Below are 13,948 nucleotides of genomic sequence, written 5' to 3'. Positions count from 1 at the left end.
CTTTCTTTAAATAAAAAGGGAACAATTTGATTCTATAAAGGAATTCCCCTAAAGAAAATTAACAGGGGTCACTGGTTAATATATACTCATCCAATTAATACATTGAAATAACCAAAAAAAGCCTTATACACAAGTACAAGACTTCCTCAAAAACTTTATAAGATATACCAAATCCAAGAATCGTAAAACATTTATCATGATTATCAGAAGCCATCTTAATTTCTACAAGGTATATCCAAATCCAAGAATTGTAAAACACTTATCTGAATCACCAGAGGCCATCTTGATTTCTACGAGATGTTCCTTGCTGACATTCTCCTGATACAAAATGACCGCATTGCAATGGGTCCAGTTATTTTCATGAGGATCCGCGGTTCTTACATGTTGTCCATCGACAAAAATGTCCGCTTTTCCAAACTCACTACTACCCGAATCCTTAAAAACGAGCATGAGACTACGGCAGTTAATAGTCATTTTAAAGCTCTCTTCTCCCGAGGCAGCTGTATGCATCCAGTTATTCGGAAACTGCGGTGTCGGTAAAGGGTTAGCATCCATTTCAACCATCTGCAGATCAAGGTCAGTATTCGAAAAACCACCAAAATCGACCGTAGCCACGTTTTTAAACTCTTTTCTATCGAGTAATTGAATGTCGGTAAAATCATTACCGATTACTGGCGTTTTATCTAACGTTATATCATTCTTATCTGTTTCCGACTTTTTTATTTCTGAAAACAGGTATGATAGGCAATCTGCCATGATCATATGACCATCATTTGTTGGATGGTAGATATCATAAAAGAATTGTCTCTTAGAAATAATCTTGCCTTTTCCTTTCGGTAGTCGGAACTGATCTACCACCGCATCCTTTACACTTACCATTGGCAATTCATAATGAAGTCCCACTGGAGAAAGTCTCTCCTGGAGATTCCAGTCATTTTCAAATACACTAAATAACAAGATTACAGCAGGTTTATGATCGTTTGTAAGTATTTTTAAACATAAACTTTCATAACAAATTCCTTTTGTTTCATCCCCTGCGTCATTGACTGCAAATTCAACAATGATGATGTCTGGTTCCACTGTTTCATTCCTTAAGATATCACGGTCATAACGGATGATACCAAGCTGTGATGGCGTACCTCCCACTCCAGCCTTCACAAAATGTACATTCTCTCCTTTATCTTTTCCAAACATTTCTTTGAATTTCAAATAAGATTGATAGGCATAACAATTCGTATGGATTGGTTTTGCTCCAGCACCTTGGGTGATCGAGCCCCCTATATAAGCAATGGTAACCTCTTCACCTCTTTCTGCTTTTTCTATAGCTGCTTTCAACCTTTTGTTATTGCCTTTACTTAAAAGAGATTTACTTATCATGGTCCGATAGGCATCCGAGTTAAACGGAACTGGTGCTTCTACTTCTATTTCTGGAACCTCATAGCCATCATTCAAGTAAAATCTGACGCTTACTTTTGCCATTTGACCAGGTTGGTCGAATTCAAATGCGATTTTACCTAAAACATCGTCATCTGCGGACCACTGAAATTCTTCAAGTTTCATAACTCTTTCCGTACCATCTGTTGGACATGGTATTCTTAGGAGAGTTCCCGTTTCGTATTTCTTCTCTTTCCCCCAATTTTGTAATACAAAATTGATATTTCCGTTATAATTATTACCGGTCTCTATCACTACACCTATACTATGAACTAAATTATGAAACCCCTTACAGTTTGCTAGAAGCTTAAGTATTTCTTCATCTGTAACGCCACCTGTAAGTCTTGCTTTCGTTAATAATTGCTCGCCTTCTAAATAGATCTCCTGTGAAGGCGAGCCTTCAGTACGAGAAGTTGCCTCAATATCTGTTTCAAACATCAAGTAAAAACTACTCCGTCTTTCTACAGGATCCTTAGGTGCTTTGAACTTTATATTAGTGTGTATTGAACCATTAATCTCTGTCATTTTCTAATCTCCTCTTAAATTCAACTAGATACATGTACGATATATGTAAAAAGGCAAGCCCCAAAAGGCGGGGCATTTGCCAATTCAATGGTTTCTTACAGCCTTATAGCCCTACATATTCAAACCAGTCAAAATAAGCACTATTATTACTAGTTTCGCCGTTAGAGCTTGCATATAAGCCTAACTCTGTACCTACAAAACCACCTGCAACATCCGTACTTAAAATCCTTCCATCGACGTTTTCAATTAATGGCTTATAGTCAGACGTGCTTTCTCCATAATAAAAGCTATAATCTTGACCCTGTGCCGTTACCTTCAAATATATTTTAGCTGTATCAACTGGTGATTCCATTAAAACTTCTTCTTCACCAGCTGTACATTTGACTAGCTTCAATACTGATTCACTTCCTATTTTTGTATATACAAACTTAAAGTTGTACTCGTTGCTTTGGAGTAAAACAATACCGGCTTCTTCGTTCTCGTTCTTTGGTGTAAACTCCATAACTGTAGATGCTGCAAAATTAATATGCTGTTGCCTTCTTCCTACAAAACTAGGGGTCACTAACTCCGTTATCTTCTCAGGTCTGACCTTGAGACTTAAATAACCTGGACGCTCCAATAAGCTATAAAACTCTTCTTTTGGCGTACGTAGGATATTCCATTTGTAATCTAGTTGATCCTCTTCAAAATGATCACAAACGGTAGGAACTAATGACTTTCCTTCTGGTAGATTAGGCATTGGATACGTCATTTCTAATTTTCCAGTTCCCGGACTCATAATTGGCCATCCATCTTCCCAAGTAACTGGAACTAAGTATGTTTCTCTACCAAGATTTCGATAATACCCACCGTAAATACGTGATGCTAGGCAGACAGCCCACCATTCTCCATTTTGAGTTTCTACGATGTCACTGTGGCCAACATTCACTACGGGATAATCTTTGCCTAAATGTCTGTGCGTCAGAATAGGATTTCCTGGATTTCCAACATACGGACCTGTAATCGCTTCACTTCTTGCAACTGAGACAGCATGATGATGTCCGGTTCCCGCTTCAGATATTAATAGATAATAGTAGTCTTTCACTTTGTAGATATGAGGACCTTCTGGCCAGATAACATCCCTTAATGCACCTCTCCATAATCCAATTGGCTCTCCAACTAGTTTCTTTGTATCTAAATCTAGCTCTTGTAGCCATACTTCCCAGTTTCCACTATACTTTTCTCCTTCGGGAGCTGGTCTTGTACCGGTATAATAAGCTTTGCCGTCATCATCAAAAAATAAAGAGGGGTCAATCCCTGGGGCATTTAAATAATAAGGATCAGACCACGGACCAGCGGGATCTGTTGCCGTCACAAAAAAGTTACCCCCTTCTCCAACATTAGTTGTAATCATGTAGAAAACACCTTCATGATATCGAATCGTAGGAGCAAAAATGCCACGCGAATGCCCCTGACCTTCTAATGGAAGTTGAGATGGCCTATCAAGTACATGTCCGATCTGTTCCCAATTCACTAAATCCTTGCTATGAAATATAGGTACGCCTGGATAATAAGCAAAAGAGGAAGTGACAAGATAATAGTCCTCATTCACTCGACAAATGGATGGATCTGGATAAAAACCTGGTAGGATTGGATTTTGAAACGTTTTCATTTTTTCTCTCTCCTTAAATAAGATTTGTTTTATTTAGTATTCAAACATTCGAACAACACCACATTTTAATTATTAGTAATCGTTCGATCTGACTTCTCAAAATGAATCAAATTATTTACTCTATATCTTTTTAAGATAGTTAAAATGGTCAAAATCTACAAAACCACTGCTTTCTTTCGTAGCATAATTGAATAAGCCAATTCTGCACCCCATGAAATGATTCAATGTATATTTCAACTGTAACGGAGGCCCTATTTGACACCATTTTAAACCATCATCAGAATAATGAAACGTTGCCAAATCATTGCTATCACAAAAATTAAAATCAATTTTCAAATAAATTTGATGTCCTTCAAATCGAATGGACTCAACTGTCTCTTCGTTACCGTCATTGCCCTTGACACACATTGAAATGTAACGCTCTCCAGTGTCCAAGACTTGAATGCCAACTAAACCGAAATCGTGCTGTAAAGCTACTAATCCAGCTTTGTCACCTGGTTTCATGTTATGTACTTCCATCAAGGTCATTCCACTGCATGCAGGCCCTTCTGTCCGTTGAGTCAACGTATTGCGAGCAAATTCTACACTGTGCGTTAGAGAACCTGTTTTCAATCTCAAAAAGCCCGGTCGTTCTGTTAAAGACCACAATTCATGATCTGGATTGTGATTCCACTGCCAATTAAGAGACAATTTATTTTCGGAACAATTAAACTCATCATTTCTCACCAGTGGTTTAGTCTCCGACTTTGGCAATCTCGCTTTAAACTTGGCCGGTACGATTCCATCTATACCGAAAACAGGCCAATCGTCGGACCATGTTACAGGTACCACACAAGGAACTCTGCCGACAGCATCGTGATCTTGGAACAAGAATGCATACCATTCTCCTGCAATCGTATCTACTATTCCTCCTTGAGCAACTCCCTTATTGTGATAACCCAAATCATCATCAAGAACAATTCTATGTTCATAAGGACCAAGAAGATCTTTCGAACGATAGCATAGTTGTCTGCGACGACCATTCCCAATCTTCGGCCATTCAATAAAAAACAAATAATAGTAGCCATTCAGCTTATACGCATGGCAGCCCTCACATCTTAAACTAATGCCTTCTCGTTCAGTCTCGAATAACAGTTGATTAATACCATCCTTTTTTAAAGCGGTTGCATCTTCTGTCAGCTCAGTAATGCGGATGTCTCCATTTCCATAGATAACAAATATGCTCCCTTCGTCAAATAGCATACTAGGGTCATGGTACAGACCTTGGATAACGGACCGTTCCCAATTTCCGTTCTCAATATCTTTTGTACGGTACACATAGAATTGGTTCGTATCATTGCTAGAGAAACATACATAGAACGTATCATCATGAAAACGTAAGCTTGCTGCCCATGAACCTTGCCCATATATATTATTTCCATGAAGCAAATTATGCTCAACATTATCCTCCAAAAAGTCAAATACATAATTTACGATTTCCCAGTCTTGCAAGTTCTCCGATCTCATAATAGGGCAACCTGGCATTGAGTGCATACTAGTGCTGACCATATAGAAAACGTTTCCCACCCGGATGACACTTGGATCCGGAACATCAGCCCAGATGACTGGGTTCGAAATGGTCATATAGCTCATTTTAATTCCTCCTAAAAAACTAAGCTAGTTGCTCCAAACTTAATTACAAACTTCAATTCATTCGCTACCATCAAGCTTGAATGAATTGAAGTTGAACACGTTTTAGATCCAATGTAATAGGATCGTCTACGCCAATTCTCTTTTTATAAAAAAAGCTAATATATTCCTAGAATAAGTGTAGCTTGTATTAACAGCAACAACAACCTGTCAAACTATAGTCCGACACCCTTTTTCTATAAATGGTTGGGAAGATTATCTTCTGAAGTGAGAAATACTGAAAGAATTATGTTCAAAATTCGCATATTACGATTAATAGCTTGGTCAAAGAAATTAGTAACGAGAGTATTTTTCACGTTAACATTATTTAATACATTCTCAGGGGAAATTAACAATTTCCAATGGGACGGATTTAAAAATAATACTGAGCCTTCTACCCGTCCCATTTCTCTTTAATTTGACTTTCTAAGTTTTTCAATTTTCAATAGAAAAACCTAACACAGTAAGTTTTCTTGCAATATTTTCAAAATCGTGTCTTTATCATTCAGTGTCTTATAACGATACTCTTCTTTATAATTCTCCGGACCTTTTCCCGTAACAATTAATCCATCACCTTTTTGTAATAAAGATAAAACATAAGCGATCGCTTCAGTTCTATCATCAATAACAACAATATTTTCATATGGTTTACTTAGTTCTCTTAACTCAGCTAACATCAACTCTTTATCCGTCCCATTAAGGTCGTCCAATGTGAGGAAAACAAAATCACTGATGTTTTGACTGATTTCAACCATTGTAGCTCTTTTGGAAGGATCTCGCTTCCCCCTAAATCCAAAAAGATGGTAAAGGTTTCGTTCTGTACATTCTTTTGCTGTTCTTAACGCGTACTGAAGACCATCAGGTGTATGCGCATAATCTATAAACGCTTTTGCGCCATTTTCTAATGACACTTCTTCAAATCTTCCTGGAACAGCTTTAAACGTTTCTAATCCTTCAATTACTTCTCTAGGAGTTAGTCCAATCTCTCTTGCACATATATAACTTCCTAGTGCATTATAAACATTGTGCTCACCTTGAATGTTAAGTTTAATAATGTGCTCTTCTCCATTATCATTAATTACTAATTTCACGTCAGGAAAAGTCTGATACGATTTTAAATAAATAGATTCTCCGCCTGTTGTTTGACCAAACGAAAGAGAAGGGATTAATTCTTCCGCTAACTCTTCTTGTAATCTATTTCCCCACGAACTATAGGTGCCGACTATTCCTTTCCCTTCGTTTTTTAAACAGCGGAATAATCTTTTCTTTGCTAGATAATAACTTTCAAGATCTTTGTGATAATCTAGATGTTCATGACTTAAATTCGTGAAAACGGCATAGTCAAACATTGGACCGTGAACACGATACTGGTCTAAGCCGTGTGATGAAACTTCCATCACCACATATTCATCTTCGCTTTCATGCAGCATTTGTTGTAACAAAATCGCATCTGGTGTCGTTAAACTGGATTCTCTCATGTTTCCATTTATCACATATTCAACAGTACCTAACCTAGCAACTGTTTTTCCGTGATGGTTCAATATATGATGTATTAAATAAGAGGTTGTCGTTTTCCCATTCGTCCCTGTAATGCCAATCATTTTATGTTTGTTGTGAGGGTTATCATAAAAATGGTTGGCCAAATTTGATAATGCCTCTCTTGAATCACGCACTTGGACATAAGGAACCGAAAATTTTTCCTGTAATTCCTTCTCCCCAATAATTACAACAGCACCGTTTTGAATAGCAGATTCAATAAACTTGTGACCATCTGACTCATATCCAGAGATTGCAACAAATAGGTTTCCGGCTTTTATTTTCCTGGAATCGAATTGAATCCCCGTTATGTTTATATCGGCATCCCCTTGTATACCCAAGGGGTTAAGCAATTCATTTAATGTTTTATCCATAGATTTTTTGTCCTCAGAAATAAATGTTTTTTATAGCCTAATTTTTAATAGTGTGTACAAAAATCCATTCGTTTACTCAAGGACATTCATTTCAGTTAAAATACGGTGAGTGAAATTTAATAACTTCACATTTGAACAAATTCAAAACAGACATAAAAAAGACACTTCTATCAGAAGTGACTTTTCCTAGTTTGATGAGTTGTAAGACGCATCCCCAACTATGTATCATGGTATCCTTTTTAACCATGCCTTACCGTTTCCCACAAATGCACAACCTTCTTAGCCCTTACACTTAACCAGCTGTGATAAGCAGCCACTTTTTCTATTTGTTCCTTAAGTACCGAGGCATCATCTATCCCATCTTGATGCCTTCCTAAAAAGTGAAGAAAAACGTCTAATCTCCGAAGTTGAACTAACATAGGTAAGGCCTCAAGTTCCGCATCTTTAATAGTTATTCGTGTTCTCAACCCAGAGAAGAAATGTTTGATTTTTTCGAGATAGATGTCCTCATTCAGTTCTTCTGAAATGATTTCGGAGATACAAACAGCTACTTCCATCATTCTAAGGTCTCGTGTTGCAAATTCAAAGTCAAGAATAGCATTTATATGGCGATCTGCACCTACTAGCACATTGGATTCATTCAAATCACCATGAATGACTTGATGTGGAAGGCTTTTCATTTTAGGGGCCAACCGATTGAAATCATCAAGCTGGGAAGCCACCCAAGAAAGCTCCTTTTTATATCCCGCAAAAATGGCAGGTGGATTATGACACCACGCTTCCACTTTTGGTAACGGACAATTCGGGTGAGCATGTTCAAGCTCATAATAAGGACGATAAATAAGATGTGATAAATCTACCTGGTTGAGAGATTGTAACAAATCCCCTACACTTTTTCCAAAAGAAAAAAGAACTTGTTTCGAATCGAAAACTGGGTTAACTCCTTCAATATAATGATAGATACAACCGATTTTATTAGACGGTAACCTTACTAATGATTCCCCTTCTCTTTTAACCGGTAACGGGATGTTGAACGAAAGATCAGATCGTTCATTCAATTTTAATAACACCTCGTGTTCTAGTCTAACCTTTGCTTGATCCTGATGTGTCTCATAAATGCGAATAATATATTTTTTATGATCTCTATCTAGGTAACGAGTGGTGTTGTTATAACCACTTTTACCTTCATACACTAGTCTTGGTAATTTATCTTGAAAGAAATAGTCAATTAGAACGTCTACATCCCGATCCACACTCATGTTTTAGTCCCTCATTCATTTACTATTTATTTAATTTTCGAATTAAGAGGCCATAGCAACGTAGCCACAGCGAAGCTTGTATCATAAAATCATTCGACAAATGTCCTTAATTTTTGTTCTTCTGGTAACGAGTCATGATCTCATAAATTCGGTCCAACTGAATATGTTCTCTTACTACCTTAGCCAATAAATCAAATCCCTCTTCTTTTTTCTGTGCAAAAGAAGATCTATTTAAAACTGGTCCTAGTCCTTTTTTCTGTCTAATATCGTTTAATAGTACTTCCCGTAGCCGGTCGTTATGAAAAACACCATGAAAATATGTCCCTATTAGCTTTCTATTAGAGCTAATAAATCCTTCTTCCCTATCTACTAAATAAATAAACGGGTTGTGTTCTTTTTCATAAATTGATTCACCCATATGAATTTCATACCCACTAACAGCGATACTTCTTTCTCCCAAAACGGCAACTCCTTCTGAGTGAACGGTCAATTTTGTTTGCGTCATTGATGTTTTCATTGGAATTAACCCTAAGCCTGATTTTTTTAAATGGGTTGATTCGACGCCATATTGATCCTCAATAGTGTTCCCTAACATTTGATAGCCTCCGCAAATCCCTACTATCGTAGTCGAACCCGTTTCTGCCAACTGTAAAATTCGATTGGACAACCCATTGTTATCTATAAACATCAAATCTTCAATTGTATTTTTACTCCCTGGTAAAATGACTAAATCCGGATTCCCTAAATCCTCTGCTTTATTCACGAAACGAACATGGCAATCTGGTTCCTCGAAAAGAGGGTCAATATCCGTAAAGTTAGAAATCATCGGATATCGTATGACCGCAATATCAATTTCCTTAGAAGAGTCTTGATTAGTTGCGTATTTACTCAACACAACTGAATCTTCAGCTTCAATCATTAAATCGTGAATAAAAGGGATCACGCCTAAAACAGGAACGCCAGTATATTCCTCGAACCATGTAAGCCCTGGTTCAAGCAGAGTAACATCCCCTCTAAACTTGTTAATAAATACCCCAACAACTCTTTTTCTATCTTCAGGATGAAGAAGTTGTAATGTTCCTACTAAACTAGCAAACACTCCTCCTTTTTCGATATCTCCTACTAGGATAACAGGTGAATTGGCAATTTGAGCCACACGCATATTGACAAGTTCTCTATCATTGAGGTTAATCTCAGCCGGACTTCCTGCCCCTTCTATCACTATTCGCTCATATTGACTAGCTAAACTACTATAAGATTCTTCAATTAACTGCAAACCCTGTTCATAAAATTCTTTGCGATAAGCACCTGCCTGCATATTCTTATAAGGTTTTCCATGCACCACAATTTGCGACTGCGAGTCACTAGTTGGTTTTATTAATATTGGATTCATATCTGTTGTCGCTGCAATTCTAGCCGCTTCAGCTTGTACTCCTTGCGCTCGTCCAATCTCTTTCCCATCCATTGTTATGTAAGAATTTAAAGCCATGTTCTGAGATTTATAAGGAGCTGTTTTAAAACCATCTTGAACGAAAATCCTACATAAAGCTGTAACAAGTGCGCTTTTTCCTGCATCAGAGTGAGTGCCCTGAATCATTAATGGAACAGCTTTTTTCATTTGACTTCACTCCAAACCGATTTCATATATTTAAATGATACACCTATCACTGTTAAAATTCGATACCTTTTACCGCTGGAATTCCTTCATTGTAATAATGCTTTTCTGCTTCAATAACCGAAACGAGATCGGCTAAATCCGTTATTTCTTTTTTTGCATTTCTTCCGGTTATGACAAGATGAACATGTGAAGGTTTATTTTTCAACAATTCAATAACCTCATTTAATGGCAACACATCCTCAATTGGAAACTTCTCAATGGCCAATGCGTTATTTAATTCATCTAAAATTACAACGTCATAATCTCCACTCATAACGGCTTCTTTCGCAATAGGCCAAGCCTTTTGAAGTGCTTCCCGATGTTCTTCAGGGGTTTTAGTCCAAGTGAATCCAATCCCTAATTGAACCATTTCAACTCCCAGCTTTTTTAAAGCAATTTGCTCTCCGTACGATCTTTCTGGCGACTTGATAAATTGATAGATTTTTACCTTTTGGCCTCTACCTACACTTCGAAGCGCTAATCCTAATGAAGCCGTTGTTTTGCCTTTTCCATCTCCAGTATAAACGAGCGTAAGCCCTCTTTTCGTTTTTTTCTCTTTACTCATAGTAACCTCCTAAACTTTTATAAGTGCTTCTATTAAAGAACGAGTATATGAATGTTTTACCTGCTCCGTATCCCAGTGTGTAAGTTCTTCGACTATCTCTCCTTTATACATCACAGCTATGCGATTACAAAAATCTTTCGTTGATTGGAGATCATGGGTAATAAACAGGTAAGAAATTTGTTCTTTTTGTTGTATCGCTTTCAACATTTTGATTATCAAATCTTGTGAATCTGAGTCTAAACTAGCTATTGATTCATCAAAAATGATCACTTGGGGTTGAACAGCTAGTGCTTTGGCAATACAAACTCTTTGTTTTTGACCGCCACTTAATTGGTGTGGATATCTTGTTAAGTAACTAGCATCAAGACCTACTAACTCTACTACTCTAGTTAACATGTCTATCCAGTTTGCTTTCTCGCTAGGAAAATAATTTTGAATTGGTTCCAGCAAGCTTTCTTTTACATTCATTTTTGGATGTAAGGCAGAAGAGGAGTCTTGTAATACTAATTGGACTCGTCTATAAAATTCTATATCCTTGTATTTTTTTCCACTTATTGCTTGAGATTCTAGAAAGATTTCACCTGATGTTAAAGGTTCGAGTTTCATTATGAGTTTCGCTAACGTACTCTTTCCACTGCCACTCTCCCCTACAAGGCCGATACACTCACCTTTATCTATTGTTAAACTTACTTCGTTAATAACTTTTAGAGGACTACGTTTTATCCAGCTTCTTTTCCTAGCTTTGACGGGATAATCCTTCGACACATTGCAAAGTTGAAGTAGGCTCACAAGCAATCCCCCCTGTTTCCATCTGAATCACCCGATCAGCTATTTGATTAACGCTTTGTTTATCATGTGAGATGAGTAATATCGTTAATTGCTGTTCTTGCTGTATTTTTTTTAGTAACTTCAACACCTTATTTCGATTAATAACATCAAGAGCCGTAGTTGGTTCATCCGCGATTAATAGTCTAGGTTGCAAACTTATCATCATCGCTAGTAACACTCTCTGCTGCATACCTCCGCTTAACTCAAACGGATAAGCAGTAAGAATAGATTCAGGGTCTAAAAATCCTACTTGTTGTAAAAGTGTATGTAGGTAGAGTTCCATTTCTTTCTTATTCCATTTTTTTTGATTCAAGAGAGTTTCTGTCATTTGTTTTCTGACGGTACGAATGGGATTTAAACCATTTAATGACTGTTGAATGAAAAAAGCAATTTCATCACGACGAAGTACTTGCATTTGTTTATTTGTATACATACAAACATCAACATCTTTATAAAAAATCGAACCACTTGTCACCTTAACCGCTGAATCTAGTAAACCAACGATGGCTTGGGCCGTCATGCTTTTTCCACATCCACTTGGGCCAACAAGTGCCACAATTTCACCTGGATAAAGTTCAAGCGATAAGTTTCGAACAATAGGAACGCTGTTATTAGCATCAGCGTATGATAATTCTAGTTGTTTAATTTGTAATAATGGTGCTTGATTAACCTTTGTACTCTTATTACACCCACGTATCATTACTTTTCCTCCGTTCACTAATCAGCTGACATCCTAACACAAAAGTCGCGATCGCCAGACCTGGGAAAATCATCACATGTGGGGCAATTTGAAAATATGCCGTAGCGTCATGCAACATTACGCCCCATTCAGGTGTAGGAGGCTGAGCTCCTAGTCCTAAAAAGGAAATACCGGAAAGTAACAGGACGATTCTTCCCATATCTAACGCACCGAATATAAGAATGGGGGAAGCAATAAAAGGGAAAATATAATTTTTAAGAATTCTGCCATGTGAATTTCCTGAGATTCGTGCGGTAAGAATAAACTCTTCCTTTGTTGTTTTTAACACTAAACTTCGAATAAAACGAACATAATTTGCCCAACGAACGATTACAATTGCTAGTATCATATGAAAATAACCAGGCCCTAAAATACCAACAATTGCGATGGTTAAGATCATGTCAGGTAATGCAAGAGTGCCATCTACCATACGCATCATAAAATGATCGGAACGGCCTCGCTTATATCCTGTTATCAGCCAATTGGCATACTAATGATTAAAGTCATAGTCATAATTAGAAAAGCAGTCGTGACGGTTGTTCGGATGCCGTACATCAATCTTGATAGAATACAACGTCCTAAATGATCGGTGCCAAACGGATAAGACCAAGTTGGCGGATGTATCTATTCGCCACATGAATGGATAATGGATCATGAGGAGCTAACGATGGTGCCAAAAGACCAACGAGAATGATTCCAATAACCAGGATCATCCCAGCCACGTTAGCAGCACTAAAACGTTTTGAAATGATGTTCAACATGATCAACTCCATCAGTCCGTTATTCTTAATCGCGGATCTAACCACCCATAAATAAGATCAACGAGAAAATGAATAAAGAAAAATAAAAGTGAAGCGAAAATAACATAGCCTTGGATAACAGGGTAATCTCTCTGCAAAATGGCTTGAATGACATATCTGCCCAATCCGGGCCATGAGAAAATTGTTTCTACAATAATACTTCCGCCAAGCATGAAAGCAAAGCTTGTCCCGATCATTGTTAAAATCGGAAGAAAGGCATGCTTAAACAGGTGGAAGATGAGAATACGGCTAGTAGATAGCCCTCTTGCTTTTGCTGCTTTGACAAAATTTCGATTCAATAATTCAAGCATATTCGCTCGTAGGACCCTTGCGTACACCGCACTCATTCCGATTCCTAGTGTAAGAGCAGGCAATACTAGATGGCGCCAGCTCCCTCGTCCAGTCGTTGGAAAAAAACCATAGCGCACTGAAAAAAAGTAGATCAAGAGAAATGCAAGCCAAAAACTAGGAATCGCCGAACCTAGCAAAGCTAAAAGCTTACTGAAACGGTTCAACCAGCCTTCTGCCCAAATGGCTGAACTAATACCGATTAGTAATGTCATAAAGGTCATAACAACTAAACCAGCGACTGCCAATTCAAGTGTTGCGGGTAATCTTTTTATAAGCTCTGTTAGAACGGGTTCTTTTGAAACATATGAATTTCCCCATTGCCCTAACGCAAGGCTTTTTAACCATTGACCATATTGAATCCAGATTGAATCCGTTAACCCAAGTTCTTCACGCACAGACAAGAGGACTTCCAAAGAAGCAGGCATTCCGTGTGCGGTTAACATGATAAGAGCTGGATCACCAGGTGATATTCTTAAAAGTATAAATGTTAGTGTTGATAAAATAAAAACGATTAAAATCAAGTGAAAAATACGCTCTAGGCAAAAACGAAGCATCGTACCT

The 13,948-nt window shown here is 37.6% G+C and carries 12 protein-coding genes; all 12 read right to left on the bottom strand.

Annotated features, from left to right (window positions below; all coding sequences use genetic code 11):
• Nucleotides 1-222: 222 nt before the first annotated feature.
• The 12 genes from JCM9157_RS14765 to nikB all read right to left on the bottom strand — a co-directional run bounded on the left by JCM9157_RS14765 (nucleotide 223) and on the right by nikB (nucleotide 13,941).
• Entirely contained in the window at nucleotides 223-1,959 is a 1,737-nt protein-coding gene (locus JCM9157_RS14765; RefSeq protein ID WP_035665829.1) for an SGNH/GDSL hydrolase family protein, read from the bottom strand.
• A gap of 103 nt (nucleotides 1,960-2,062) precedes the next feature.
• Complete coding sequence (locus tag JCM9157_RS14760; RefSeq protein WP_035665827.1) at nucleotides 2,063-3,610, bottom strand: glycoside hydrolase family 43 protein; 1,548 nt, start codon at nucleotides 3,608-3,610, stop codon at nucleotides 2,063-2,065.
• A 120-nt stretch (nucleotides 3,611-3,730) separates the two neighbouring features.
• Nucleotides 3,731-5,242, bottom strand: coding sequence for a glycoside hydrolase family 43 protein (locus JCM9157_RS14755; RefSeq protein WP_035665826.1), 1,512 nt, complete (start codon nucleotides 5,240-5,242; stop codon nucleotides 3,731-3,733).
• 491 nt (nucleotides 5,243-5,733) lie between these two features.
• Entirely contained in the window at nucleotides 5,734-7,188 is a 1,455-nt protein-coding gene (locus tag JCM9157_RS14750) for a UDP-N-acetylmuramoyl-L-alanyl-D-glutamate--2,6-diaminopimelate ligase (RefSeq protein WP_035665824.1), read from the bottom strand.
• A gap of 239 nt (nucleotides 7,189-7,427) precedes the next feature.
• Nucleotides 7,428-8,447: a phosphotransferase gene (locus JCM9157_RS14745; protein ID WP_052013173.1), complete on the bottom strand. Its 1,020-nt coding sequence runs from the start codon at nucleotides 8,445-8,447 to the stop codon at nucleotides 7,428-7,430.
• A gap of 106 nt (nucleotides 8,448-8,553) precedes the next feature.
• A complete protein-coding gene (locus JCM9157_RS14740; protein ID WP_035665823.1) occupies nucleotides 8,554-10,065 on the bottom strand; it encodes a cobyric acid synthase in 1,512 nt (503 codons plus the stop codon).
• 52 nt (nucleotides 10,066-10,117) lie between these two features.
• Nucleotides 10,118-10,669: a cob(I)yrinic acid a,c-diamide adenosyltransferase gene (gene cobO, locus JCM9157_RS14735; protein ID WP_035665821.1), complete on the bottom strand. Its 552-nt coding sequence runs from the start codon at nucleotides 10,667-10,669 to the stop codon at nucleotides 10,118-10,120.
• A gap of 9 nt (nucleotides 10,670-10,678) precedes the next feature.
• Nucleotides 10,679-11,458: an ABC transporter ATP-binding protein gene (locus JCM9157_RS14730; RefSeq protein ID WP_035665820.1), complete on the bottom strand. Its 780-nt coding sequence runs from the start codon at nucleotides 11,456-11,458 to the stop codon at nucleotides 10,679-10,681.
• Nucleotides 11,406-12,197: an ATP-binding cassette domain-containing protein gene (locus JCM9157_RS14725; protein ID WP_052013172.1), complete on the bottom strand. Its 792-nt coding sequence runs from the start codon at nucleotides 12,195-12,197 to the stop codon at nucleotides 11,406-11,408. The genes JCM9157_RS14730 and JCM9157_RS14725 overlap by 53 nt, the downstream gene beginning before the upstream one ends.
• The gene (locus JCM9157_RS25420; RefSeq protein ID WP_235715020.1) at nucleotides 12,181-12,675 is read right to left on the bottom strand and encodes an ABC transporter permease; all 495 of its coding nucleotides are present in this window, start codon (nucleotides 12,673-12,675) and stop codon (nucleotides 12,181-12,183) included. Before JCM9157_RS25420 ends, JCM9157_RS14725 begins: the two co-directional genes overlap by 17 nt.
• 139 nt (nucleotides 12,676-12,814) lie before the next feature.
• Entirely contained in the window at nucleotides 12,815-12,997 is a 183-nt protein-coding gene (locus JCM9157_RS25415; protein WP_235715019.1) for a hypothetical protein, read from the bottom strand.
• Between the two features lie 11 nt (nucleotides 12,998-13,008).
• Nucleotides 13,009-13,941, bottom strand: coding sequence for a nickel ABC transporter permease (gene nikB, locus JCM9157_RS14715; protein WP_035665818.1), 933 nt, complete (start codon nucleotides 13,939-13,941; stop codon nucleotides 13,009-13,011).
• Between the last annotated feature and the right edge of the window lie 7 nt (nucleotides 13,942-13,948).

This window comes from Halalkalibacter akibai JCM 9157, from assembly GCF_000513135.1.
GTDB classification, from domain to species: Bacteria; Bacillota; Bacilli; order Bacillales; family Bacillaceae_D; genus Halalkalibacter; species Halalkalibacter akibai.
This window is presented reverse-complemented; position numbering and strand designations above follow the sequence as displayed.

What these genes read in the sequence shown, in the direction of transcription:
- JCM9157_RS14760 (WP_035665827.1), bottom strand. Translation starts at nt 3,610, where the DNA reads ATGAAAACGTTTCAAAATCCAATCCTACCAGGTTTTTATCCAGATCCA.
- JCM9157_RS14725 (WP_052013172.1), bottom strand. Translation starts at nt 12,197, where the DNA reads ATGATACGTGGGTGTAATAAGAGTACAAAGGTTAATCAAGCACCATTA.
- JCM9157_RS25415 (WP_235715019.1), bottom strand. Translation starts at nt 12,997, where the DNA reads ATGTTGAACATCATTTCAAAACGTTTTAGTGCTGCTAACGTGGCTGGG.
- nikB (WP_035665818.1), bottom strand. Translation starts at nt 13,941, where the DNA reads ATGCTTCGTTTTTGCCTAGAGCGTATTTTTCACTTGATTTTAATCGTT.
- JCM9157_RS25420 (WP_235715020.1), bottom strand. Translation starts at nt 12,675, where the DNA reads ATGATGCGTATGGTAGATGGCACTCTTGCATTACCTGACATGATCTTA.
- JCM9157_RS14740 (WP_035665823.1), bottom strand. Translation starts at nt 10,065, where the DNA reads ATGAAAAAAGCTGTTCCATTAATGATTCAGGGCACTCACTCTGATGCA.
- JCM9157_RS14745 (WP_052013173.1), bottom strand. Translation starts at nt 8,447, where the DNA reads ATGAGTGTGGATCGGGATGTAGACGTTCTAATTGACTATTTCTTTCAA.
- JCM9157_RS14755 (WP_035665826.1), bottom strand. Translation starts at nt 5,242, where the DNA reads ATGAGCTATATGACCATTTCGAACCCAGTCATCTGGGCTGATGTTCCG.
- JCM9157_RS14765 (WP_035665829.1), bottom strand. Translation starts at nt 1,959, where the DNA reads ATGACAGAGATTAATGGTTCAATACACACTAATATAAAGTTCAAAGCA.
- cobO (WP_035665821.1), bottom strand. Translation starts at nt 10,669, where the DNA reads ATGAGTAAAGAGAAAAAAACGAAAAGAGGGCTTACGCTCGTTTATACT.
- JCM9157_RS14750 (WP_035665824.1), bottom strand. Translation starts at nt 7,188, where the DNA reads ATGGATAAAACATTAAATGAATTGCTTAACCCCTTGGGTATACAAGGG.